The 25,118-nt window shown below is 64.9% G+C and carries 15 protein-coding genes and 1 tRNA gene; 12 read left to right on the top strand and 4 right to left on the bottom strand.

Going from position 1 to position 25,118, the window contains the following annotated elements:
• Position 1: 1 nt before the first annotated feature.
• From bioF to FHR94_RS02725, 7 genes are all read left to right on the top strand, one after another.
• Positions 2-1,165, top strand: a complete 1,164-nt coding sequence (gene bioF / locus FHR94_RS02755; protein ID WP_183324085.1) for an 8-amino-7-oxononanoate synthase — start codon at positions 2-4, stop codon at positions 1,163-1,165.
• A complete protein-coding gene (locus FHR94_RS02750) occupies positions 1,162-1,890 on the top strand; it encodes an alpha/beta fold hydrolase (RefSeq protein WP_183324084.1) in 729 nt (242 codons plus the stop codon). The genes bioF and FHR94_RS02750 overlap by 4 nt, the downstream gene beginning before the upstream one ends.
• Positions 1,887-2,693, top strand: a complete 807-nt coding sequence (locus FHR94_RS02745; protein ID WP_183324083.1) for a methyltransferase domain-containing protein — start codon at positions 1,887-1,889, stop codon at positions 2,691-2,693. The genes FHR94_RS02750 and FHR94_RS02745 overlap by 4 nt, the downstream gene beginning before the upstream one ends.
• Positions 2,694-2,723: 30 nt before the next feature.
• Positions 2,724-3,425 carry a dethiobiotin synthase gene (gene bioD / locus FHR94_RS02740; protein WP_183324082.1) on the top strand — a complete coding sequence of 234 codons (702 nt, stop codon included), beginning with the start codon at positions 2,724-2,726 and terminating at the stop codon, positions 3,423-3,425.
• Positions 3,426-3,469: 44 nt separating this feature from the next.
• Positions 3,470-3,554: transfer RNA gene (locus FHR94_RS02735), tRNA-Leu, on the top strand.
• Positions 3,555-3,682: 128 nt separating this feature from the next.
• Positions 3,683-4,954, top strand: a complete 1,272-nt coding sequence (gene bioA, locus FHR94_RS02730; protein ID WP_183324081.1) for an adenosylmethionine--8-amino-7-oxononanoate transaminase — start codon at positions 3,683-3,685, stop codon at positions 4,952-4,954.
• Positions 4,955-5,051: 97 nt separating this feature from the next.
• A complete protein-coding gene (locus tag FHR94_RS02725; protein ID WP_183324080.1) occupies positions 5,052-6,128 on the top strand; it encodes a HAMP domain-containing protein in 1,077 nt (358 codons plus the stop codon).
• A gap of 36 nt (positions 6,129-6,164) precedes the next feature.
• On the opposite strand, the gene FHR94_RS02720 is transcribed toward FHR94_RS02725, so the two are convergent.
• Both FHR94_RS02720 and FHR94_RS02715 read right to left on the bottom strand, forming a co-directional pair.
• Positions 6,165-8,186, bottom strand: a complete 2,022-nt coding sequence (locus tag FHR94_RS02720) for a CocE/NonD family hydrolase (RefSeq protein WP_183324079.1) — start codon at positions 8,184-8,186, stop codon at positions 6,165-6,167.
• 72 nt (positions 8,187-8,258) lie between these two features.
• Positions 8,259-9,566 carry an ATP-grasp domain-containing protein gene (locus FHR94_RS02715; protein ID WP_183324078.1) on the bottom strand — a complete coding sequence of 436 codons (1,308 nt, stop codon included), beginning with the start codon at positions 9,564-9,566 and terminating at the stop codon, positions 8,259-8,261.
• 238 nt (positions 9,567-9,804) lie between these two features.
• Between FHR94_RS02715 and FHR94_RS02710 the strand changes: the two genes are divergently transcribed.
• The 5 genes from FHR94_RS02710 (at position 9,805) to FHR94_RS02690 (ending at position 13,795) form a co-directional block, all read left to right on the top strand.
• Positions 9,805-10,773: a hypothetical protein gene (locus tag FHR94_RS02710; RefSeq protein ID WP_183324077.1), complete on the top strand. Its 969-nt coding sequence runs from the start codon at positions 9,805-9,807 to the stop codon at positions 10,771-10,773.
• Positions 10,774-10,799: 26 nt separating this feature from the next.
• Positions 10,800-11,843 carry an alpha/beta hydrolase gene (locus tag FHR94_RS02705; RefSeq protein ID WP_183324076.1) on the top strand — a complete coding sequence of 348 codons (1,044 nt, stop codon included), beginning with the start codon at positions 10,800-10,802 and terminating at the stop codon, positions 11,841-11,843.
• Positions 11,844-11,948: 105 nt separating this feature from the next.
• Positions 11,949-12,500 carry a thioredoxin family protein gene (locus FHR94_RS02700; protein WP_183324075.1) on the top strand — a complete coding sequence of 184 codons (552 nt, stop codon included), beginning with the start codon at positions 11,949-11,951 and terminating at the stop codon, positions 12,498-12,500.
• Positions 12,501-12,574: 74 nt separating this feature from the next.
• Entirely contained in the window at positions 12,575-12,982 is a 408-nt protein-coding gene (locus FHR94_RS02695; protein WP_183324074.1) for a hypothetical protein, read from the top strand.
• Positions 12,983-13,174: 192 nt separating this feature from the next.
• On the top strand, positions 13,175-13,795 hold the full coding sequence (locus tag FHR94_RS02690) for a hypothetical protein (protein ID WP_221188337.1): 621 nt from the start codon (positions 13,175-13,177) through the stop codon (positions 13,793-13,795).
• Positions 13,796-15,107: 1,312 nt separating this feature from the next.
• Here the strand turns inward: FHR94_RS02690 and FHR94_RS02685 are convergent.
• Together FHR94_RS02685 and FHR94_RS02680 are read right to left on the bottom strand one after the other, a co-directional pair.
• Positions 15,108-15,251 (bottom strand): hypothetical protein, encoded by a 144-nt coding sequence (locus FHR94_RS02685; RefSeq protein ID WP_183324073.1) that lies wholly within the window; start codon positions 15,249-15,251, stop codon positions 15,108-15,110.
• A 71-nt stretch (positions 15,252-15,322) separates the two neighbouring features.
• On the bottom strand, positions 15,323-25,117 hold the full coding sequence (locus tag FHR94_RS02680) for a Tc toxin subunit A-related protein (RefSeq protein ID WP_183324072.1): 9,795 nt from the start codon (positions 25,115-25,117) through the stop codon (positions 15,323-15,325).
• Position 25,118: the final 1 nt, after the last annotated feature.

Raw genomic sequence — 25,118 nt, 5'->3', positions numbered from 1 at the left:
CATGACCGCTCCTGCCGACCGCTGGGCGCGCCGCCTGGCCGATGCGGCCGAGACCCGTCGAGCCGCCGGGCTGTGGCGTCGCCGTCTCACCCTGTCGCCCGACGATGTGTGGCTCGACTTCGCCGGCAACGACTACCTGGGGCTGGCCCGGGACCCACGCCTGGCCGAGGCCCAGGCCACCGGGGCCCGGCGCTTCGGCGCCGGCGCCGGGGCCTCGCACTTGGTCAGCGGCCATCTCGAGGTCCACGAAGCCCTGGAGCGGCGCCTCGCCGCGCTGACCGGACGTCCCCGTGCACTGCTGTTCTCCACCGGCTACATGGCCAACCTGGGGACCCTGCAGGCGTTGTGTGACCGGGAGACCCGCGTCTTCCAGGATCGGCTCAACCACGCCTCGCTGCTCGACGGGGCCCGGCTCGCCGGCGCTTCCTCGCGACGCTTCCACCACCGCGACCTCGAGGATCTCGCGTGCTTGCTGGCCCGCTCGCCGGACGACGCTCCGTCCCTGGTGGTCAGCGACGGCGTGTTCAGCATGGACGGCGACGTGGCAGACATCCCCGGCCTCACCACCACCTGCCGGGACCACGGGGCCTGGCTGATGATCGACGACGCCCACGGCCTGGGCGTGCTTGGCGCGCACGGCGACGGCTGCGTGGGTCGCGCCCACGGCCCGGACGCGGTCCCCGTGCTGGTCGGCACCCTGGGCAAGGCGCTGGGCACGGCTGGGGCCTTCGTGGCCGGCAGCGAGGCCCTGATCGAGCACCTGACCCAGTTCGCCCGGCCCTATGTCTACACCACCGCCCAGCCACCCGGGGTGGCCGCGGCGACCCTGGCCGCCCTGGATCTGCTCGAGGCCGAACCCGAGCGCCGTACCCGGCTCATGGCAGGCATCACGCGCTTTCGCCGCGAAGCCGACGCGCTCGGCCTGCCACTGGCCGACTCGACCACGCCCATCCAGCCCATCGTGCTGGGCGACAGCGACCGGGTGATGCGCTGGGCGGCGCATCTGGCGCAGCGGGGCCTGATGGTAGGGGCCATCCGCGCGCCCACAGTGCCGAGAGGCGAGGCGCGGCTACGTGTCACCCTGAGTGCCGCTCACACCGATACCGATCTGAACGTCCTGCTCGAGGCCCTGGCCGACTGCCAGCACCGGGAGGTCTCGCCATGAGCCATCTGGTCCTACTCTCCGGCTGGGGCTGCGACGCGCGCATCTGGCAATCCCTGGACGGCCACTGGCCGACCGGGGTGGCGGTAAGCGCCCCGGACTGGCCCGGCTATGGTGCCCGTCCACCCTTGGATGAACCCGGCGATCTGGCGGCCCTGGCCGAGGCCATGTCGGCGGCCCTGCCGACAGACGCCGTCTGGGTGGGGTGGTCGCTGGGCGGATTGCTGGCGGGTGCCCTGCTCGACCACCTGCCGGCACCGCGGGCCCTGGTGATGCTCGGCATGGGACCTCGCTTCTGCCACCCGCAGGGGGTCACCGAAGCCGAGCTCGCGGCCTTCCGCGGCGCCTTCCGGCGCGATGCGGACGCCACCCGGGCCCACTTCCTGCGCTGGCAACTGGGCGGCGAGCCGGCGCCGCGCACCGCCCACCGTCGGCTGCTGGACCTGCTCGGCCGTGAGTCTCCGGCCGCGACCGCCACTTTGGCCACGGGGCTCGACTGGCTCGCCAGTCTGGACGTCAGCCGGGTGCTGGCCGACCCGCCCTGCCCGGTATGGCGGCTCGCCGGCGAGCACGACCCGCTGCTGGCCCCGGAGGAGCGCGCGCGGGCCGACATCCGCCTGGCGGAGGCCGGCCACTGTCCGATGCTCTCCCGTCCCGAGGCCGTGGCGGCGACGCTCGCCGACATCGCCCAGCGTCCCGAGCACTCGCTTCTGGAGGCCACGCCATGACCGTCTCGAGCGCTTCTCCCTGTTCCCCGCCTGTCAGCGACTGGCAGGCCCGTGTGGCACGTGCCTTCTCCCGGGCGGCACCTCGCTACGAGCGGCTCGCCGCGGCCCAGCAGGCCATGGGCGAGACGCTTTGGCCCCGCCTGCCCGAGGTGGCCAGCGCGGTGCTCGACCTGGGCTGCGGGCCCGGCCACTGGAGCGCCCGGCTGGCCGGGCACTACGGGTCCGGCACCACGGTGACCGGCCTGGACCTGGCCCCGGGGATGCTCGAGGTGGCCCGCCAGCGCCATGGAACGACTGGCCATGGCGGCAGCGTCCGTTGGCTGTGCGGCGATGCCGCCGCCCTGCCCTTGCCCGACTCAAGCCAGGATCTGGTGTTCTCCAACCTGGCGATTCAGTGGTGCCCGGACCTCGACGGAGTGCTGCGCGAATGCCGGCGCGTGCTGCGTCCCGGCGGCCGAGCGCTGATCAACACCCTGGCCCCAGGCACGTTGGCCGAGGTGGGCGACGTCTGGGCCCGGCCCACCGCCCTGCTCGAGCTCCACGGCCGCCAGCGCCACCTGGCCGCCGCGCGCCTGGCGGGGTTCTCGGGCGTGGCGGTTACGGCGACCCACCGACGCTTCCACTATCCTGACCTGGCCGCGGTAATGGCCTCGATCAAGGGCGTCGGTGCCCAGGTCGCCCGTCCTGGCCACCGGCTCGCTCGGGCCGACCTGGCCCGCGCGGCACGCCGTTACGAGGCCCTGCGCGAGCCGGCCGGCCTGCCCGTCACCTATCGCCTGCTGACCCTGGAACTGATTCCCTGATAGCCTGAGCCTGAATACACGGGAGCGCCGATGCCCGCCTGCTTCGTCACCGGTACCGACACCGATGCCGGCAAGACCCTGATCACCACCGCCCTGCTCGCCCTGGCCCGCCGCCACGGACGGACCACCCTGGGCCTCAAGCCCGTGGCCTCGGGCTGCGCGGCCACGCCGCACGGACGGCGCAACGTCGATGCCCTGGCCCTGCAGGCCCAGAGCACACCGGCCACGGCCTATGAAACGATCAACCCCTTTGCCTATCTGCCAGCCATCGCCCCTCATCTGGCCGCCCAGCGCGCCGGCGAGGTGCCTACCCTGGACGCGCTGGTCGACTGGGCCCGCACTCGCCTGGCCGAGCACCGAGACCTCACCCTGATCGAGGGGGCCGGCGGCTGGCGGGTACCGCTCAATGACCGCGAGGATCTCTCGGGCCTGGCCGTGCGCCTCGAGCTGCCGGTGATCCTGGTGGTGGGGCTCAAGCTGGGCTGCCTGAGCCATGCCCGGCTGACCGCGGAGGCGATCCGCGCCGATGGCCTACGGCTGGCCGGCTGGGTGGGCAACCTGCTGGATCCCGGCTTCGCCGAGGACGACGCCCTCTACCGGGACAACCTGGCGACCCTCGAGGGCACCCTGGACGCTCCTTGCCTCGGCGTGGTGCCCCGGCTCGACGCTACCACGCCCGAAGGTCGAGCCCAGACCGCCGCGGATCATCTGGTGCTTCTCGATGCCGATTGACTTGCGCCGGCGCGTCCGTAGAATGTGGTCGCCTGCCTACCCGTGCGGATGTGGTGGAATTGGTAGACACGCCAGGTTTAGGTCCTGGTGCCTTCGGGCGTGGGAGTTCAAGTCTCCCCATCCGCACCATCTCAGCCTGTTTTTTTCCGGTCTCGCTTCACGTCTTCCCTCGGGGAAGGAGTGCTCGCGCGTCCGCCTTCGCGGACGCCGCATCGTGTCTTCCTGCGCCATTTTTTGCTGAACATCCGGAGGCTTCCATGACGTCCCCCGTCTGGCACCCCTATGCCCACCTCAAGACCCAGCGACCGGCGCCGAAGGTGATCGGCGGCGAAGGCCCACGTTTCACCCTGGAAGGCGGCGAGACGCTGCTCGACGCCACCTGTTCCTGGTGGTGCATGATCCACGGCTATGCCCATCCCCGGCTGGTGGCGGCGATCCGCGAGCAGGCCGGCGAACTCTGCCATGTGATGCTCGGCGGGCTGACTCACGAGCCCGCCGACCGCCTGGCCCGTGAGCTGACCCGCATCACGCCCGAGGGGCTGAACCACGTGTTCTACTCCGACAGCGGCTCGGTGGGCATGGAAGTCGCCATGAAGATGGCCGTGCAGTACCACCAGCTGCGCGGCAGGCCCGGCAAGCACCGCCTGCTCTCGCTGATGAAGGCCTATCACGGCGATACCGCCGGCTGCATGGCGGTGTGCGATCCCGAGGAGGGCATGCATTCGCTGTTCGCCGGCTATCTGCCCCGCCACCACTTCGCCCCGGCGCCCACCGCCCCCTTCGATGCCGAACCGGAGGCGGTCCAGGCCGACCTGGCTGCCTTGCGCGCGGTCCTCGAGCGTCATCACGAGGAAATCGCGGCCCTGTTGATGGAGCCACTGCTGCAGGCCGCCGGTGGGCTCAATATGACCTCGCCCCACTACCTCAAGGGGGCCCGCGAGCTCTGCGACGAGTTCGACGTACTGCTGGTGTTCGACGAGGTGGCCACCGGTTTCGGGCGCACCGGGCGGATGTTTGCCGCCGACCATGCCGACGTCACCCCGGACATCATGGTGCTCTCCAAGGGGCTAACCGGCGGCTATCTGGGCCATGCGGCCACGCTGGCCAGCGACCGGGTGCATGACACCTTCGTCGGCGACTCGCCGGAACACGCCTTCATGCACGGCCCTACCTTCATGGGCAACCCGCTGGCCTGCCGGGTGGCGCTGGAGAGCCTCGCCGTGTTCGAGGAGGAGGGGTATCTGGACAAGATCGCCGCGCTTAACCGGGTGCTGCGCGAGACCCTGCTCGACGACGCGGCGCTGGCCGCGCAGCCCAGCGTTGCCGACGTGCGGGTGCTCGGCGCCACCGCGGTGATCGAAGCCCGCGACGGCGCAGCCCTGGCCGGCGTGGGCGACTGGGCCCGCGAGCAAGGCGTCTGGCTGCGTCCCATCGGCCGCTGGCTCTATACCATGCCCGCCTACATCACCTCCGAAGCGGACATGCGGCGTATCACCGATACCATGAAGGGCTGGTTCCGGCGGGCCTGAGGCCGCTGCCATCCTGGCGGTGCATTCCCGCGATGGCAGGCCTATGCTGTCGCCAGAACAGGACGCGTGAAGGGGAGCGAGCTTCATCGGCGCCATTATGGCGCCGGTGGTGGTCGCGGCGCCTGAAATCCAGCACCGAGAGCCAGGTATGTCGAGCCGACATCGGAAGGGAAAATCCTCGAAACCAGCGCGCTTCGGCCAGTTCGATCGTTCCTTCGTGCTCAGAGTGCTGCGCAACTACCTCTTTAGCGCGCTGCTGCTGCTGGTCCTCCTTCTCGGGTTCACCTACCTCCTTTTTCGTTACCAGTTCGAAACCGAGGCCCCCGACCAGACCCGACAAACGGCCGAGGCCCTGGCCAGCGATGTCACCTCGATCATGATCAACAAAGGAGGTCCCGTCGCCTCCCGGACGGTCTATCCGATCCTCGAGCGTAACTACGACCGGCTAGGCTACGACATTGCCATTCTGCCTTCGAATGCGACCGTCGAGTCGATCGAGAAACGCTTCGATTTCACACCGAAGGGCATCCCCTCCCAGTGGCCGGAAGCGGGAAGATACAAGGAAGCCTCGGTGACACTCTCGGCGCAATCGTTCTGCCTGCAATGTCATGTCGATGCCGGGATCGGCGATCCTCTCGGCACCGTCGTGGTCCGTAACTATTTCGCCTCCTACCTGGAGAAGTGGCGGGAGGACGCCACACTATCGGCCATCGCCGGCATGGCCAACATCATCATCAGCACGGTGATCATCTTCTGCGTGATGCGCGCGCTCATGGAGCCCGTGCTCCGATTGCGTGCCATGGTGTCACGCTGGGCCAAGGGAATCCTGCCCATGAGCGAGCGCATCGAGGTCAAGTCCGATGACGAGTTCGGTGAGCTGGCGCATGACCTCAACCTGACGCTGGATCGCATCTTCGGCATATTGGAGGACCTTCGCGGCAATGTCGCCCGACAGAAGGCCATAGACAGCGAGGTCGGGAGGGAAATAGCGCGCCTCAGCCGAATGGCCGAGCAGCTGCGGCGAGACGCGCAGCGCTCGGAAGCACCGGGAGAGACATCCCGGGAACCTATGCTGCAGGATCTCGCGAACAGCATCAGGCGCCTGGATGATCTTTGCAACAACCTCCGGGATGTCCTGAGCAGCCATGAAGGTCTGATGAAGCGCCTGGAATGACACGCTGCCTGAAACGCATGTGAAGCGCCCTGGCGGTCACAGCAGCTTTCGGGGGAGGGACAGGTCCCAGTTGCGGGAGTAGACCCGTCGCTCGCCCTCATAGGCATCCAGGGTCGCATGAAGGTGGAAGGTCTTGGCATCGGAAGTCAGCACGGTGCGGGTCACGGTGCTGACCGCCCAGTCGCCCCGCACCAGCGAGCGATCCCAGCGGGTCTCCCCTTCGATGGAATCGAAGTCGTCGTTGCGGGACCGATAGCGCTCCACGGCACACACGCCCACTTCCAGCCCGCTGTCCTCCAGGCGAATCCGCCCATTGTCGTTGACCACCTCCAGCGTCGAGGCATCCGCGGCCAGGTCGCGGTGCACGTACCAGTTGTGATGGCCGGTCTCGAGCGTTGTGGCATCGAGGGTCGGCGCCGCCTCCGGATCCTTGAAGGCGAGGTGCGCATCCTCGGTCCGCGGGGGACGCACCGGCAGTTCCAAAACACTCTCCCGGTCGAAGAGCGTCAGGCGCACATGCTCGGGAGAGGGCCAGGCCAGGGGCCAGTAGGAGGTCGAGAGCGACAGGCGCAAGCGGTGTCCCCGGGGAAAGACCTGGGCGATATCGTTGAGCTTAACCTGCACGCGATAGCGCCGGCCGGGCTCCAGCGGGGCGGGCGCCTCGTGGCTGTCCCGGTGGGTCAGGTTGAGCAGGCCATAGGTCACCCGGGTGGCCTTGTCGTTGGGGGCCACGTCCGAGAGACGCGCCGCCACCATGGCCACGGGTCGGTCGGCGGCGAGCGATAGCGTGACCGTCGGTGCCCCCATGATCTCCAGGGTCTCCTCCAGCCGCGGCGTCTCGAAGATCAGGGCGCCGCCATCCTCCTCGCGCTGATCGTGGGCCAGGTCGGGTCCCGCGGCATAGGAGCACCACTTGCCGGCGAACAGTCCGCAGGTCAGCGGCGACTGCACGGTCAGGGTGCTCTCCTGCTCGGGAGGAACACCGTCGAGGCACAGGCGTCCCGGCGCCAGCGGCAGTTGCCAGGGCTGGATGTTCGGCGAGGGCCAGCTGGGCTCCATCACCCAGCGCCCGGGCCGAGACCCGTAACGCGTGGTCGGTGGCATGCTTTCCTGCATCCATTCGCGCAGCGCCGGGACCTCTTCCACGCCGTGTTCCTCTCCCTTGAGGTACTGCCCCCACCAGCGCAGGCACTCCTGCAGGAAGCCGATGGCCGGCCCGGGCTCCCCCAAGTGGGGATACTTGTGGCTCCAGGGCCCGATCAGCCCCTTGCAGCGCTCGGGCAGGTGCTCGACCAGCCGCTTGACCGAATTGGAATAGCCATCCGCCCAGCCGCTCACGGCCAGCACCGGCACCTCGACCGCAGAGAAGTCCTCGCAGATGGAACCGTGCTGCCAGTAGGCATCGCGGTGCGGATGCGCCAGCCAGGTGGCGAGCCACAGGCCGCTGCCCTCGAGGCGCTCGCGCCACATCTCGCGCCAGCGGTCGCCGACCACCGTCGGGTCCGGGGGCAGCGAGTTGTAGGCGAACATGGTCGAGGCCCAGGAGAGGTTGTCGCCCAGCAGGCAGCCGCTCATGTAGTGCACATCGTCGGCATAGCGGTCGTCGGTGGAACACACGCTGACCACGGCCTTCAGCTCGGGAGGCCGCCGGGCCGCCAGCTGCAGACCGTTGAAGCCGCCCCAGGAAATGCCGATCATGCCGACGTTGCCGTCGCACCAGGGCTGGTCGGCGAGCCAGCGCAGGATCGCCTCGCCGTCCACCAGTTCCTCCTCTAGGTACTCGTCGGTCAGCACGCCACCGGAGTCGCCGCTGCCGCGGATGTCGACGCGGATCGACGCATAGCCGTGGCCGGCGAAGTAATGGTGGTGCATGACGTCACGCGTCGCGGAGCCGTCGCGCAGCCGGTAGGGAATGTACTCGAGGATGGCCGGCACCGGCGAGGCCTCGGCCCCCTCCGGCAGCCAGAGCCGGGCATTGAGTTCGATACCATCGGCCATGGGAATCCATACCGGATCATGACACTCGACGCGATGGGGAAAGTCGGTGACGACACGCATGGCGTTCTCCTCCACGATGTCTGCGCCTCGACGCCCGCGTTCCGGACGCCTCTACTCCGGCGGTCCCGAGGCTTAGCGATCACTCGCCTTCGCAGGAGATGAGTCGATGTCGAACGGCAGCATCCGGCGACACGCCTCGACCCGCTCGTCCAGTTCTTCGTGGCTCTGGGCCCCGATGAACAGCACGCCGAGCTCACTGGAGAAAGTGTCCTGATGCTGCAGCTCCGAGAGCCGCATGCCCTCGTGCACATTGAGCTCCACCAGGGTGCCCGGAAAGGTCTCCTCGACCCGGCGTATCTCCTCGGGCGTCGGCACCCGACGGACCCGGCCATCCTCGAAGACCCGCAGCATCTGCTTGGCCGCGACGGCATAGCGGCCTTCGCGGTGCGGCATGCGCGGTTCAATGCCCAGCGCCACGTCCACCAGGACCTGGTAGTGCGGGGCTCCGTCGACCAGATGGAAGATCCCCGCATGGGAGCGTGACAGCCGGGCGTTGATCTCGAGTAGCCAGATCCGGTCGGTCTGCTCATCATGGTAGTACTCGATGTTGAACGGCGCATTGTCGTAGCCCAGCCCGACCATGACGCGCCGGCTGATGTCGACCAGCCGTTGCTGGACTGCCTCGGGCAGCGTGGAGGGATAGGCGTACCGCAACAGGACGGAGCGATGCCTGGTATCCCGCTGGCTGTCGATGATCCCTACCAGGTGGACCTCACCGTTCTGGACATACCCCTCCAGGGTGCACTGCCGACCGGCCGAGATGATCGCCTCGGCCACGCAATGGTGGCCGGTGATCCCCGCCAACTCGTCGGGCGGCTCGACATGGGCCATGACCTCATCCATAGGCTCGCCGAAACGGCCGATCCCCTGGCGGATGGTCGGCAGTACCTCGCGCAGTTGCTCAGGGTTCTCGATCAAGAACCCGAGCTGGGAGGAGTGGGCCTTCACCGGCTTGATCCAGAACGGATAGTCGATCTCGATCGACTCGACCGCCTGCTCGTCGAAGGGGTTGACGGCCTGGAAGGCGGGCACGCACTCCGGTACCCAGCGCGACTGCTCCAGGCGACTCCAGTACTTGTGCTCGCACTTGAGCACGGCCTCCAGGGTCGGGCCTGGCAGCTCCCGGGCCTGACGCACGACCGGCAGCAGGCCCGAGGTGGGAAAGTCCCAGTAGCCGACGATCGCGTCCACCGTATCCGGAAACCGCTCCAGCTCCGCCAGGGCATCCGCCGCCAGCTGGTCGAAGGGATACTTGGCGGCATTCACCACCGTCTCGAGCGACAGCAGCTCATGGATGGCGTAATCTTCGGCATGGCGAAGCAGTGGCCACATCCGCTCGCTGAATTCATCCTGGCCGATGACAAACACGTTCCAGCTCATACGCTACCCTCCAGCCTCTCCCCCGGCGGCGGGATGCCGGGTCGTTGCAGGTTTCCGTCTTCTTCCAGCATGGCCGTTATCGGCCAACCCTGCCGTGACCGTGATCAGTATGACCGGCGGATAGCCCTATCGGCGAATGGCGCGGCTGGCATGGTGACAACGCGGGGGAAGCCGGTAGACTTCGAACAACGGCGGCAAGGAGCACAAACCGATGAAGGGATGCGGGATGCTGGTGGCCATGCCGCTCATTGTCCTGGCCAGCCTCGGCGTCCAGGCCGCCGCCCCACCCGTCGACGACAGCGACCTGCCGGAATGGGCCGACAACCGCATCGCGCCCTTGCATGCCGGCGTCTCCGAGTGGGTGGAGACCACCTCGCGGCGCATCGACGGTTTCTTCGGCACCACCGATTCGCTGACCGTCAATACCGACTCCTACCTGCGCATCAGCCAGGAGTGGGACTGGCACGAGGGCGAGCCCTTCGAGCAGGACCTGGGCGCCCGCTTCCGCCTCGACCTGCCGACCACCGAGGAACGCCTGCGGCTGATCATCGAAAGCGAGCCTGAGGAAACCCGCGGCACCCTGACCGAGCAGGAGTCCTCGCTGACCAATGATCGCGCCGACAGCCTGAGCGACCTGCTGGTCGGCCTGAACCGACTGGGTGACAAGGACAAGACCCAGGCGTGGAACACCCGCGTCGGCGCGGGCATCAAGCTGCGCCTGCCGCTGGAACCCTATGCGCGCCTGACCAGCCAGCGGCTCTGGACTCGCGATGACACCCCCTGGCAGTTGCACAGCGACAATCGGGCCTCCTGGTTCAACGGTGACGGCTATTCGGTCCGCACCCGCTGGGACCTGGGCCGACCGCTGGACGATATCCGCCACCTGCGTTTTCTCACCAATGTCCAGTGGCGCGAGACGGAGGACACCCTGGAGTTCAGCCAGGCCGTGGAGCTCAACCGACGCGTCAATCGGCGCAGCGTACTGCGCTATTCCGGCGTGGTGCTGGGCGAGAGCGGCTCCCACCCGGCCATCGAGGACAGCGTCCTGCAGGTCCGCTTCCGCCGCGACATCCACAAGGGCTTCACCTTCCTGGACGTGGCCCCCGCCCTGCACTTCCCCCGCGAGGCCGACCGTGACCCGCGCTGGACGCTGAGCCTGCGTCTGGAGATGTACTTCCGCCGGCATATCGACCGTGTCACCCTGTGATGCCGGATCGACGCCAAGGACGCCCCATGAAGACGGTCGGCCACCCAGGGCGATGTGCCGGCAAACTTGCCCTGCTGGGCCTTTTCCTGCTGACCCTTGTGTGGCTCGGCGGCTGTGGCCAGGGCGTCGTGCGCCAGGCGCCGGGGCCTGGCGACGGCGAGGCTCGGCTGGAGGCGAACCGGGTGATTGCCGAGGACGGCTACCGGCTGCCGCTTCGTCACTGGCGTGCCGAGGGCGAACCCCATGCCATCGTGCTGGGGGTACATGGTTTCAACGATCACGGCGGCAGCTTCCGGATCCTCGCCGAGGCTCTCGTCCCCCACGGTATCGAGGTCTACGCCCACGATCAGCGTGGCTTCGGCACCACCGCCCAGCGGGGTCTCTGGCACGGCCACGAGCAGTTGGCCGACGATGTCACCCTGATCACCCGGTTGCTGCGCGAACGCCATCCCGAGCCCCCGCTCTATCTAGTCGGCAAGAGCATGGGCGCCGCCGTGACGATCCTCGCCCTGACCGATGACACACCGCCCCCGGTCGACGGCAGCGTGCTGATCTCCCCAGCCGTCTGGGGCTTCGAGACCATGCCCTGGTATCAGCGCCTAGGGCTGTGGCTCGGCGTGCGTCTCGCTCCCGGCATGCGCTTCTCCGCCCGCCTTACCCGGCGCCTGGGCATCGAGCCTACCGACGACCCGGAGATCAAGGCACAGCTGGCCCAGGACCCGCTGATCCTGCGCCATTCGCGCCTCGACACCCTGCACGGCTTGAGCCTCGCCATGGACGCGGCCCTGCAGGCCGCCCGCCGGCTGCCCACCCCGGCGCTGATCCTCTATGGCGACGAGGACGATATCATTCCACCCGCGGCGATCTGTGCCCTACTGGCACGACTGCCCGAGGATGACGCCATCCGCCTGGTGCTCTACCCGCAGGGCTACCATATGCTCACCCGTTACACGAAGCGCGAGCGCACCGAGGCGGATATCATCGCCTGGCTGAGCGACCCCGCCGCCCCCTTGCCCTCCGGCCATGAGGTCGAGCGCCGCGAGGCCCGCCGGGCGCTCTGCGAAGACTAGCCGAACCGCCGACAGCCCAGCGCCTCGAGACATGGGCGAGTGGCCGTGTCCAGTGGCGGTCCTGTTATGCTGAGAGAGCACACCCTGCCGCAGAGGAGCCCGACCATGTCTCTGACACCCTCCACCATGATCGAGCTGGGCAGCCCCTTGCCCGCCTTCCGCCTGCCCGACCCGGACGGCCGCGAGGTCGCAAGCGACGACTTCACCGGTCAGCCGCTGCTGGTAGTGTTCATCTGCAATCACTGCCCCTTCGTCAAGCACATCGCCGACGCCCTGGCTACCTTCGCCCGGGAGTACCAGGCCAAGGGACTCGGCGTGGTCGGCATCAACAGCAACGACTTCCAGGCCCACCCGGCCGACAGCCCCGAGAAGATGCGCGAGGAGATCGCCGCCCGCGGCTACCCCTTCCCCTACCTGGTGGACGAGAGCCAGGAAGTGGCCCGCGCCTTCCAGGCCGCCTGCACCCCGGACTTCTTCCTCTTCGACCGCGACCATCGCCTCGCCTATCGCGGCCAGTTCGACGACAGCCGCCCCAGCAAGGAGACCCCGGTCACCGGGACCGACCTGCGCGCCGCCGCCGACGCCGTGCTGCAAGACCAAGCGCCCGACCAGCACCAGAAGCCCTCCATGGGCTGCAACATCAAGTGGCGCGAGTGAATTGACAGGGGACGCCGGCCTCGCCTAATATTAATAATTATTCTCATTTATTGATCTTTGCTGGGTCGGCCGCCATGTCCACGCCACGTCCCCAGATGTATTACACCGCCGTCTTCCTGCGGGTCTCCTTCCAGGCCATCCAGCGATCCATGGCCGGCAAGGCGAGCGACGGCCTGCCCTGCTGGCTGGACAGCCAGCTGCTGCTGATGCTCTCCCGCGAGCTCGATGAATGCCGTGACCGGGTCGCGTCTCGTCCGGAAGTTCATCAGGCCCTGGAGGACGCCTCTGGTGAATGCACGATGCTGCTCTCTCATTGTCCCGGGGGCCTCGATAGCACCCTCTGCCATCGTCATCTTGACGCCATCCTCGTCGCCCTGCAGCAGGCGATCGCCGCGCTCGATGCGCCGACCGATGCCGGCCCCACCCGTCTGTGGCGAAGCACCGCACAGCACTTGCGCCAGGGCTGGCGGCGGCTTTCCTGACAGGAGCGCGACAGCGGCACCCAAAAAAATCGGCTCGCCAAGGCCCTGGCACCGGCGCCCACTCCGCTATATTCAAAAGGATAGTCGGAGCGTTCCGGGCCCCCTCCCATCGGCCGCGAGGGGCCCGGGTCAGGACGCCGGCGGGCACCCTGCCCGGCGCGGCCGGCCCGGCAACGCCGGGAGGAGAATCGGATGCGTGGCATCATGTGGAGTGGCGTCATCGTGGCGGCCCTGGCGGCGGTGCCACTGGCCATGGCACACCAGTCAGCAGGCCAGGTCCGGGACGATGAGGTAACGGCACTGATCGAAGCGGTGCGTGCCGCCACGCTGCGCTTCGAGGATGTGAATGTGGCCCTGGCGGAAGGCTACCTGCCGGATCCCTCCGGGCAATGCGTGACGGCCGAGGCCCATGGCATGCCCGCCGAGATGGGCGCCATGGGCATCCACTACCTGCGCCCCGACCTGCTCGGCCTCACGGTCACCGCGCCGCGGGTCGACGGCACCGGCACCCATACCGACTTCGCGACCCCCGCCGTCCTGCTCTACGAGCCCCAGGAAGACGGATCGCTGAAGCTGGTCGGGGTCGAGAACCTGGTGTTCCGCAAGGCCTGGGAAGCGGCGGGCAATAGCGAGCCGCCCAACCTCGCCGGTCGCAGCTGGGACTACATGATCGATGATCCCAATACGCCCACCGAGGAGGCTCACTACTTCGAGGCGCACTACGACCAGCACCTATGGTTTCGCGACAACCCCAACGGCAACCTCGAGCCATTCAACCCGACGGTGACCTGCAGGCACCACAAGAAGGCCTGACATCACGCGGCCGGCCTCGAAGGGCCGGCCGCATTCCGCTCAGACCCACACCAACTGGCGAGTTCGGACTCTTTGTGCTGGCGTGCCGTAGGAGCGCAGATGTGTTGCGCGACTTTTTGACCGCTTTCGGCAAAGCAGACTTTCAGCGTATTCTGATATAACACTGCAGATCACCGGTCGCGATCGAAGGGAGCGATCCGAGTGCATTGGCATCGTTAGGCAGTTCATGATTATTTTCAAGCCTGGTCTCCATTTCCTTTCTTAATTTCTTTAGTATTTTGCAAATACTTCTGGATCAACCAGTAGAATAGAGGGCACAAAATCAATAACAATATAAAAATAGCAAGCAATATCGGGCTTGCACATGTTTTAACCACCCCTTCCGCAAACCCAACCCAGCTTACATAACCCATGCCAAAATGACTGCTGGATAAATGGTCAACGCCGCTCCGCGAGCCCCAATGTAATCATACACGACTCCTGGCGTTACGCCGTTAAACCTCCCCAATTGCTTTTGCTCTTGCTCGCTCCCTTCAAACAAATAATTTTTCTAGGCACACTCCACAATTGCGAAGGTATTCGCACTTCTGTATACCACGCAGTTCATATAGAAATAATCCAATGTAACCACGACTCCAAAGATACCTACTACTGATAGGTGATGAATATTTTCTTGGCTGAGCCCTTTGCTTAGCAACAAGAATATGCCTGCACCAGAGGAGATGGGAAGAAGCGCGAGGAGTTTTGCACGAAAATCCGCTATCAAATCATGCGCCTTACATACCTCTTCATAAGCTAACTTATATTGATCCGGAATGTGATTGGACATCGCGCGCCTCAATTTCTGATGCGAATTGTTCCCTTGCTCGGTTTAGTTTAGTTAAACAGTGATTAGACTGCACATTCTGTTATTGGCTTATCATGTTGGCAGCATTCCCCCGGCAGGTCCAGTTTGACTCGTCAGACATCAAAACTTTTAAAAAAATAGTCCACAATTAGATTTTCTTCCATTAGCATTCAACTACAGGGATCAGCATATGGCAAGTGCGGACCGAACCACTCTGAACACTCCATACATGGAGGTTTCTGTCATGAACACTTCAACAGTTGCACCCCGGGAGCCCAATGGGGCGCATGCTCGATTATGGTGAATCCACATGCAATGACGAAGAACTTTTTTTATGCTCGGTGCAATATCTAGAATAGAGGAAACGGCATCGATGCGCGTCGCGGTTTAGGATCGCCGACAGGCACGAGCTTCATCGTCAATACCTACTAAGTGTATGACCTCTGCATTGTGGATTCTCGGAGCTCATATGGCGCTCATCGCCATTCCCTTGGGAGCACACCTACGTATCGGTATGGCGCCGCCACCGAAGGTGGCAAGCAGCATCTCTTGGTGACCGGAAAGCGCAGCCACTCCGGCGGCGATGACGATCGATTCGGGGTCGATCATATCTATGACGTCGCACCTCCCGCCCAGGCGGCTGCGAAGCCGCGGAAACGTCCAATACTACAGCTCACTTCTCAGCTCACCGTATAGCGAAACACGATCAGAAGATCGCGCACATCGTTGGGGTTCAGCCGATGATGTCCGTTGGTGACGGACACCACGCTCGCGGCAGCGCCGATGTTGGCGGCTTCTTTGAACGTGACCGTCCAATCGCCGAGGTTCTTCGTTCCACCAAACGGGGCACCGTCGTGGGGCAAACCGCCGAACTCGCCGGCATCGCTCGAAAGCGTAGTTGTCTTAGATGTGTTGTCTGGGGCGCCGACATCGAGCTTGACGTCGCTGCCGCCAGCGTACCCGGCGATGTTGTCGATAACGAGGAACAGCTCGAACCCCGCGATCTTGATCTGCGAGCCTTGCCAGGGGAACAGGAACAGCCGTTTCTCTATGGCCAGTGAGAGTGTTTGGTCGTTTTGGGTATCTGGCGGAGCGAGGAACTTGGCCCAAGCATCCGGGAAGTCGGTTCGGGCGCTCACAAGATGCAACCGGGGCGTGTTGGAAACGGATGCCGCCACCCGTTGCTCGGCGGCCTCGCGTAACGGGACTCCGCCATCGCGCGCAGTATAGCGAATATGAAGAATCGCGTCGGAAATGGTGTCGTAGTCGAACTGCCGGAACTTCTTTGGCAGCTCCAGGCGCCATTTGCTGTCGATGGCCCCTGCGCCCTCGAAGGGAAGGTACCTATCGTCGCGCAGGCTCGTCTCGAACAGGCCGCTGTCCTCCTGCGCCTGACTGGTCACGATCGACTGGATGTCGACAAGATCGTCGCGGAACGTTGGATTGTTCGGGTCAGGGGACGTCCGGATGCTGCCGCTCTCGAGCGTGACCGTGCACGGCACCGACGAGTATGGACCAGTCACAGAAGGCAGGCTGAGCGCGACGGTCTTGATGCGCCGCATGTAGTGACCGGGGGTCACCAGGTCGAACTGGTCCTCCGGGATCTCGATGTGGCAGACGCCATCGCGCTTGAGGTGCAGGAGCGCTTCGGGGTCCAGGTCGCGAATCGACACATGCTGAACGATCTCCCGCTCGCGCTTGTTTTCGTTGAGGTAGGCAACGTCCATGCGTTTGAGATCGTGGTGCAGCCGATCGCCAGCCAGAAGACCTTTCTTGAGGCTGTCCCAGTAGCCGAATTGGATGAAGGTCTTGTCAGGTGTGGCAAGTTCGAACTGCCAAGCGCGCTCGGCTCGCTTCGCGAGGTCGTAGGCGAGTTGGTAGGCCTGAAAGTGGAGCGAAGAGAGCTGTCCGACCATCCATTGGTAGAGCTGAACGTTGGTGTACTTGTCTCGGAGGAACGCCGCGGTCTCCTTGGACTGTTCGAGCTGTAGCTCGAGATTGGACAGTTCCTTCTCGGCAATGGCGACACCAACCTCCGCCCCCACGATCTGGCGCTCCAACGCCTCGACGTCCTTGTCGGCAAGGACGCCTTGGTGCTGCCAATCGTCGTCGCGACGCTCGTAGCCTCCGATGAGTCCGGCAATCTGAGCACCTCGATCCGACAAGCCAGCTGCGGTCTGCAATTGAGAGACCAGGGAGTCGGTGGACCGGTACCCTTGTATTCCACCGACAGTGAGCGTCGCCACGGGAGAACCACCAAATCCAGCGGCGCCAGAAGTAATATCAGGAGTTGCACCGATACTGGTCCCCAGCGCGCTAGCGACGACTGCGGCCGTATCAAGCACAGCTGCCGCCGAGGACAGCGTGAACTGAATAGCCTCGGCCGCGTTCATGTATGGCCGGCTCCGGTAGTAGTCGCGCCGAATCTCCGCGCTCTCCTTGCTGCGCCGCAAAGCCTCGAGCGCCTCGCGTGCTTCGTCCACCTGCTTCTTGCGCACGTCGAGCAGCGCATCTTCGAGCTTCACCTGGTGCCCGGCCCGCAACAGGGCGAGTTCCTCGGCGTCCTTCTTCTCCAGCGCAGAAAGGAGCGCCTGCCCGAGACCACGGACATCGGCGCACAGTTCGGTGGCCTTTTGCGAGAGCACTTGATAGCGGTAGCAGGGAAGCGGCGCGCTCACGTCCGACAGCACGCTCGCCAGGTCGACGCCGGCGGCCTTGGCGCGCACGAGCAAGGCCGGATCGATCGGGGGCTCGAACAGTGGAAGCTGGCGGACGACGCCTTCGATGTTCATGCAGTGGCGGATCTTGAACAACCGATCGGCACCCCGGCCCCAGTAGTCGGCCAGGAGTTTTTCGTTGGGCGGGACGCAGAAGAACAGCGTTCCGAGCAGCGCGACGTCGTCCTCGTAGACATCGCCCTCGGTCTCGGTCGTCTCCGGGAGCATGCCCTCGATATCTTCGAGTAGCGCGTTACCGAACTCGTCGATTCCCGCCGTGCGCAGCGTGTCGAAGGTCATCGACACCGGTTGCCCGTTCTGATCGAGAATCCTCGGTTTCCGTTCCTCGCGCTCGACCCGGCGCGGGCGCCGGCCGAGAAGTTGCCCGGCGAGAATGTAGAGCTGGGTCGCTTCGTTGATCGACTCCATCGTGTCGCGGCGGAAGAGCTGGTCACCCCACTCGATCAGGTTGTCGATGTACTTGAGGACGACCGCACGCGCGTAAACGGCATGCCGGAGTCGAGCTTGCGCGTGTGGGCTGAAAGGATTCGCCCGCATGGTGGCGACCTCCTCGACCAGCTCATCGCGCATCCGGAGCTTGTCGGGATCCGAACCATCGTATTGAAGAAGCAGCAGGAGCTCGGCGATCGGGCCGCTCTCGTCGTTCTCGCCGTTGAACAACGCTGCGAGCGGCTTCACTCGCCAGAATCGTTGCGGCGCCGCCCCGACAGACTCGGTGGGATCGAAGATGTAGTGGAACCACTTCTGTGCCTCGGCGAAGCGCTGATTCTGGTTGAGCTGGCAGGCGATGCGGAACGGGACGTGGAAGAAGACCTCCCAATTGTAGATGGAGTACGCGCCGCCAGCCGAAAAGTCGAAGTTGTCGAGGGGTCGCGGCTGCCGGACCGCGTCGGTGGGGCCGTAGTTGTTGAAGAACGGGTCTTCTTGCTCTTGCCGAACGAGTCCCGGAGCGGGGCCATTTGGTGAAGCCTCGAAAAGCCCGCCAAGGCCGAAGCGATTCAGCTCGCGTCGCATCATGCATACATACGGGTGGTAGAAGGCATCAAACCGATAGATAGTGCCCTGAAAAAACGTGAGCATGGGCGCGCTGACGACGTTGGCGACGGCAACATCGGGCATCACGTAAGTGGCGTTAATCATTGTTCGTGGTAGCCCGCGAGCGGCCACTGCGGGAGCACCAGGGCATATATCTCCGATAACCACACCGTTTCCGTTGACGATGCTTGCGCCCATGCCAAGCGCAGTTCGCGTCGGCCTGCCCCCAGTGGCGATGTTAGATATGAAAGCGACCCGAGAGCCCAGACTGGCTGCCAAGGCGTCACCCGCACGGGCTGCGAGGCCATGCCCAGTCGGGCTTCCTCGTTCTCGCCGGGCAATTACCGCTGCTGGCGCATTAACGGCGGCTTCGGCGTCGAACTCCCAGGGGTCCAGTTCTGGAGGCAACGGTCTGTCGCCCCGACCACCCAGCATTTTCGCGGGTTCGAGGGCCATCTTATCAGCGACCACCCACGACGGGGGCTGTGGAATCCAGGGAAAGAAGCTTCGCGGTTCGATGAAGAAAGTCCGTCGCTGGTCCTGGTAGAAAAAAGGGTGAGAGCTGCGGAAGTCGTCCATCCGCAGGGGAACGACCTCGAATGGGACCTTGGCACTTGTCAGTGCGAGTTCCGGCGCAAAACCAGACGTGGTGCCGTGAGCTGCCGGAAAATCCAGCGATCCGCTACTTGACAGCGGAGCAAAACGAGCAAAGGTCTGGTTACGAACGATCGTTTCAGAGGGCTTAGCGATAGACGCCTTTCCATCCGACGATTCCAGGCTGACTGTGCCGTCGCAACCGCTCATTCGAAAACGGGGCAGCCAGTAGTAGCCGCTGTCGTCCGTATCGCCTGGATCAAGAACTCCACCACCGCCAGGAGGGAATTCGACACCACCACCGCTGCCAGGAGGAAATTCGATAAAGCCGCAGTCATCCTGGATTCTGGAACCATCACCTCGTTTCCTGGCCATCGAGAGTCTCTGCTCACGCTTCCCAGGTCGGTACCGAATCGGCTGGATGATCAAGTCTTCGCCAGCCGGGCTCCCCGCCGGCGTTTTCACGGCGCGTGAAGTAAGGAAGAACTCATGCTGTGTCGATTCCGGGTCCTTGCGGATGTCAGCCGAGAGCCCAAAATTAAACAGGAACCCGGTCAGATCCTGACCGATGTACGACGTCGCGATTTTCTTGGCTGCCCATCCGTCGTCCGTGTGCTGACTCCACGCCAGGCGAATCTGGTAGTAGCGCTGCGGAGCACCTTTGGTCTGAGGTGGACCGTCCAGGGCGGGGATCTCGCTCTCCTCCTCCAACGCCGCCTCGGAAATCATCGCCCAGAAGAGGTACAGCCGTCGGTTGAAGACCACCGGGACCAAGTGGTCCCCTTCGATCCCCGCCTCGACTTTCTCCCAGGGCGTCCAGCGGTGCTTGTCCACGCGCGTTCGGTAGTAGTAGTTCGGTGGGGTACCCCGCGTGCGACCGAAGACGTGGAGGACGTCAGGGCCCTCGCCCTTCTGTTCGCACAAGCCAACGATCTCGAGCCGCGCGACCTCGTCGAGTTTCTCGAGGTAATGCCGAACCGCGGTCTCGGCGGATTCAGCGGTGACCTCGTTTTGCAGGAGCTCGTTTTCCAGCTCGACGAAGAACGGCGTCTTGTTGTCGCGAAGCTCGGGCTCGAGGTAGTTCTCCGGGTACAGGAAAACCTTTCGATTAGCTTCCCACACCCGGTAGTTCTTGCGCCAAGACCACTCGTCCGCGTCGTCCTCAGAGAACTCCACTAGCGGTACGGGCGGCGTACTCCTGTCGACTTCGAGCCCAAGAAGAAGATGCTGCACGAAGAGCTGCGTCGAGCTGATTGCTTGCTTGATCCGCGACGTGAGCTGGCAGGCGCTCATCTCGACGTCGAGCAACAGGTGATCGAACAACGCCGCGGTGTCTGCGAACCGATCGTCGTTGCCGATGAGCCAAGCCACGAGCGCGTCGCGCTGCCGTTCACGAAGCGGGTCGCGCAGAGTAGGGGCAATCTCGTACCACTGCTGATCGTTGTGGTGTGCGCGAACCGCCTGCTTGATCTCTGTGGCTTGGCGCTCGTGCTCCTCGACGGCGGTCTGGAGTGCGCCCGACGTGCCGTCCGCGGGCAGCGCAATCTCACGCCAGTCCCAAATGGTCTCCGCAGACAAGCCGACGCGCCGCACCACATCCATGACCTCAGCGACTCGAATCAAAGGCGCGATCCCCTTCCAGTCGCCCGGATAGACGAAGCCGAGCACGCCGCCATCTGGCGCGGCGCCCACCAGGGCCTCCAGGTCACCGCGGGCCCAGCGACTTCGGCGTTCGAGCTCGTCCAGCAAGCGCCGATGCGCAGCTGCGATCGCGGCCGGCGTGCCGTCGGATTCGGCCTCGGCAGCCTCTTGGAAAAGGTCAAAGAGTTGTCGCGGGGAAAACTGGTCTCGCAACGTGACCGCGCGCCGCAGGCGGACCCAGTCGCCGTACGACGCCGATGGCGAGATCACGTCGACGGGGAGCGTATTCAGGTTGAGAGATGGCAAAGCCTGTGCCGGCCCCTGGTCGAGTACCCAGTCGAGTTCGGTCTTGTTGATCCGTAGCCGGCCGAGAATCAGGGCGGTCTTGTGAATCAGCTTGTACGCGGCAAACTGACCCTGAAGATCTGCAGGCGCGGGCAGTATCGGCTCGTCCGTGTCGTCTTCGGTCTCGTCGTACTCCAGGACAGCGACGTCGGAGAACACTTCTAGCAGCGACGCTCCGCTCCCACCGGGATCCGACAGATGATCGCGCAAGAGCGGTGCACACACGGATTGTTCAATACCCACGGCCGACGACAGGCGCTCGATGACAGCCGCGGCCTTGGCTGCTTGACGCAGATGATCGACGACAGCCACGAGGGTGTATTCGAGCCGCTGCCGCCGGACCCGAAGCAGCGCCGGGTCGACTCCCGCGAGTTTGGCTTTGGCATCCGCGGCGACCAGGACCAGCGACAAGTTGGCATCGATGAACTGCGCGGCACCCGCCTCTGGAGTCGGATTGGGTACGGCAGGGGTTGGCTGCAAGTCGACATCGATGATGTCGAGCGCCTCGTCTGCAACTTCCGCTTCGAGCACGACACCGAGCGCATCTGCGAGCGCCTGGCGAATCTCGTCGTCGGAGCCGACAAAGGCTGGTTCACCTGAAGGTACCGGTATCGGTGCCGCTTCGGGCAGAGGAATTCCGGCTTCGGCGGCGCGAAGCGCGGACCCGAGCTCGAACAGCAAGAGACCAATGTCGGTGTCGTCGGGTTCCAGCGTTGCCGGTTTGGTGTCGACGTGACGCAACAGGTAGTTGAGCTCGTCGATGGAGAAGCCGGATTCGCGGATGAAATGAACTCCGTCGACAAACGCCAGCGCGCCCTCTGGCTTGGTGGCATCGAACGGATCGATGCCCGTCAGCGCCAGCGCCGCGACCAGCTCGCGTGCGGTCAGGTTCAGCGCGCGGGCCAGGGAAACGTGGCGAGAGAGCGCGGACAGGTTCGCAAGATTCAGGTCCGCTGGCTGCGCACCGAGGAGCGGCAAGAGTTCTGTGAGCTCTTCGGCCGTCGCCCCGAGCGCGGCGGCAATGGGTGTGAGCTGGCCCGCGAGCCCCTGCGCAATAGGGGCTTTGAGCTCGTCACCGTTGCTATTGATTTCGAAGGTGCTGGCAGGGTTGACCTCGAGCGACGGATCCAAGAAACGCCAGTCGTAGGGAGAGCCGTCCTCGTTGCGCTCGGGGTGTGGCGTGAGCTGATTGTCGAACGTCAGCTCGAAGCCACCGTCCTTGAGCTGCTCGGTGAGACGAATCCGCCAGCGGCGCGTGTCGAGAGGACCCCACCAGGTCAGGAGCTCGGAGACCGGACGCTTCAGATCGGTCGCGAGGCGCACCGCTTGGACGACCTTCTTGAGACAGGCTTCGTCAAGCGTTCCGCCACCGAGGACCGAGATGGCCCGATCCTGATCCAACGCCGACCAGCCCAGGCGCCGCTGCAGGCGGATGAAGCGGTGCATGACGCCCAAGTGCGTCTGCGTCACGCCGCCCAGCGTCGCGTCCTCGGTATCACAGGTCGACTTGTTGAACGTGACCTTGAGCGGCCCCTGCTTCTGTACGAAGTCAGTGCGGAGCAAGTCAGCGAGCTCGGAAAACGCCATGCCGTGCTCGGTAAACGACGGGGCGGCCTGGGCGAGGAAGCGCGAGACATTCGAGAGCGTCGTGGCGAAGTTGGCATCGCCAACAAGCCCCCAGAATTCCGCTGGCGTGGGCGCTGGCTGCGACTGGCCAGCAATGACATCCCACTCGCGGGGCGACATGCCGAGGGTCTCGATGGCGACACCCTCGCCGCCCCGGGCAGCCTCGGCGCCCTGGAGTGCCTCCATGACGCGGTAGCGCGGCATGCCGAGATGCCCCAGGTACACGCGCGCCTCCTCGAGCCACAGATCGAACGGCAAGTTGAACGGGTAGACCGCCTCCCTGCCCGCGGTGTTTGCTTCCGCGCCAGCCAGGAGCTGGTACGCCTCCCGACGCAGGTGCTCGGGGTGAGCCCGCAAGTCTGCAGCAGTCCCGGTGGTCTGATAATTGACGGTGCCCTGCGGCGGTGCGATCTGAAGCTCCAGCGTCTCGTTGACCAGATCGATGTACGGCAAGGGGGTGTTGGTGTTCGTGCAGGATAGCTCTATGCCGCCGATATCGGCGCGTCGGTCGTCGAATAGGATGTTGAGCGCCGACTTGTTGGGCGCCGTGGACGGGCGACCATCAAGCCAGTTCAGCGTGTCGACCAGGTACGCCGCGGGACTGTATACCGATTGGCAGTGCCCGCAGGAGCAGAAGTCTGGGCTGCCGAAAAAGTCGGCGAACGCCGGCAAAGACGCGTTGGGCAACGCGTACATGGGCGTCGCGTTGAACGCCGGCGCGTAGCGGGTGGCGACGACCGTGGCCAGCGCCGAAGCATTGTTCGCTCGCCGGAACACCCGTTCCGCGGCCGCGCGACTGCCGAGTTTCTGCTCGTAGGTGCGCATGAACGCAGCTCGCCCCAGGGCTCGTACCTTGGTGGCCGAGTCGAGCCCATCGGCCAGCAACTTCTCCATGGTCGCGATGCGCTCGCCCGGCGGGGCGATGCGATAGGCGCGCTCGAGCTTCTTCATCACCGTGGCAACGGCTTTGGCTTCGGCCGGGTTGGCGGTGAAGCTCAGTGCGTTGGGGTTAGCGGCCAGGTACGTGTGGACCGACGTGGCGCGAAGGTTGTAGCTCGGGTTGCTTGCGAGGAATGCCCCGATGCGGTCTCCGTCAGGGAAGTTGGCAACGCGATGCGCGACCATCTCGGTGGGCAGAGCATCCTCTATGACGCGGAAGATGAGTTCCGCGTATTCTTCTTCGGTGGTGCCCGCTGCTTTGAGATCCGCAGGGAGTTCGGCACCGGCATTGCCGCCGGTTCCCTTGATGAGGTCGAGCAAGCCCTGTTTGTCGAACGTCGCGAGGTCCTCGACCTTGGCTACGCCCTTGGATTTGAGTGCTGCGTTCAGCAGCGCGTGATTCTGGGTGGCAACCGCAAGCTGCACCTCGAACTGAACGCGTTTTATCTCCGCGTTGGTCAAATCGCCACCGGTGCGCACCGCCTTCCAGAACTCCTCCGGTGTACCCGTGTGCTTGATGTAGCGATCGGCGAGCTTTGCTCGCTTCGCCTTGGAGATGCGCGCGGCCTCGAGAACCGTGCCCACCGACGTGATATCGGGAGCCGCCGGATTGGTGAGGGCCTCGGCGACAGAAAGCTCGTCGAGCTTATCGAGCGCCTTGGCGGCGTCCTTCTCCCGCCGCGCGGGGATGTCGTTGGCGGCCAGCGCGGCTTTCACCGCGGCGCGGCGTTTCGCCGGGTCCTGGACGAGAAGGGCGGCCGTGCTCCCAATGCTGATGTGGTGCTTGCCGATGCCGTGGATGATGGCGGCATCGAGTCCCGTATCCTTGGCAACCGCGTACGCCTGCCGAAGCAGGACCAGCTCGCGCGGTGTGATGCCGCTCCTGAGCGACAGGCGCGCCAGGGTTTCTTGATCGAAGCCGACGATCTCAGGCGTCTTGACGCCCTCGGAGGCGAGAGCGGTCTCGACGGTTTTCTCGATTCGCTCAAAGGTGGACGCTCCCCGGAAAACCTCGTCGCCGACGACAAAGGTGACGCGTTCGTCGGGCCCCGCGTTGCCGATGATCCGTGGCCGGGTCTTCTCGATGCCTCGGTGCGCGTCAACGACGAGTTCGATACCGAGGTCGATCGGGTCTTTCGGCTGCGGGTACTCGAAAGCGAAGTTGCCGTTCGCGTCGGTTTTCGCGGAGCTCTGGCGGTCAAGCGGCATTGTCTTGATGATGCCCTGGTGGAAGAACTTGAGCTGCGCGTCCTTCACCGGCGCGCCGTCGGCCCTGAGCACTCGGCCAGAAACGCGGTAGATCTTGGGCTCGTCGGTGGGCGTGGCACCGATCAGCTCGTTAAGCTTTTTCGCCGTGGCCTCGTCGACTTCGCCCAAGGTCTGAAGACCGTGCGTCTTCTGGAACTCGCGCACAGCGTCCCGCGTGCTTGCGCCGAAATGCTGGGCGACGCGTTCGGTTTGCTTGATATTGTGGCCGAGCTTGATGAGCACAGCGTGGAGATCGGCGACGGTGTCGCGTCGCATGCGGATTCGGAGGGGGAAGGTGACTTCGTTCATC

Source organism: Halomonas cerina, from assembly GCF_014192215.1.
Classification (GTDB): Bacteria; Pseudomonadota; Gammaproteobacteria; order Pseudomonadales; family Halomonadaceae; genus Halomonas; species Halomonas cerina.
The sequence above is the reverse complement of the archived record's forward strand: the minus strand, read 5'-3'. Positions and strand labels throughout refer to the sequence as shown.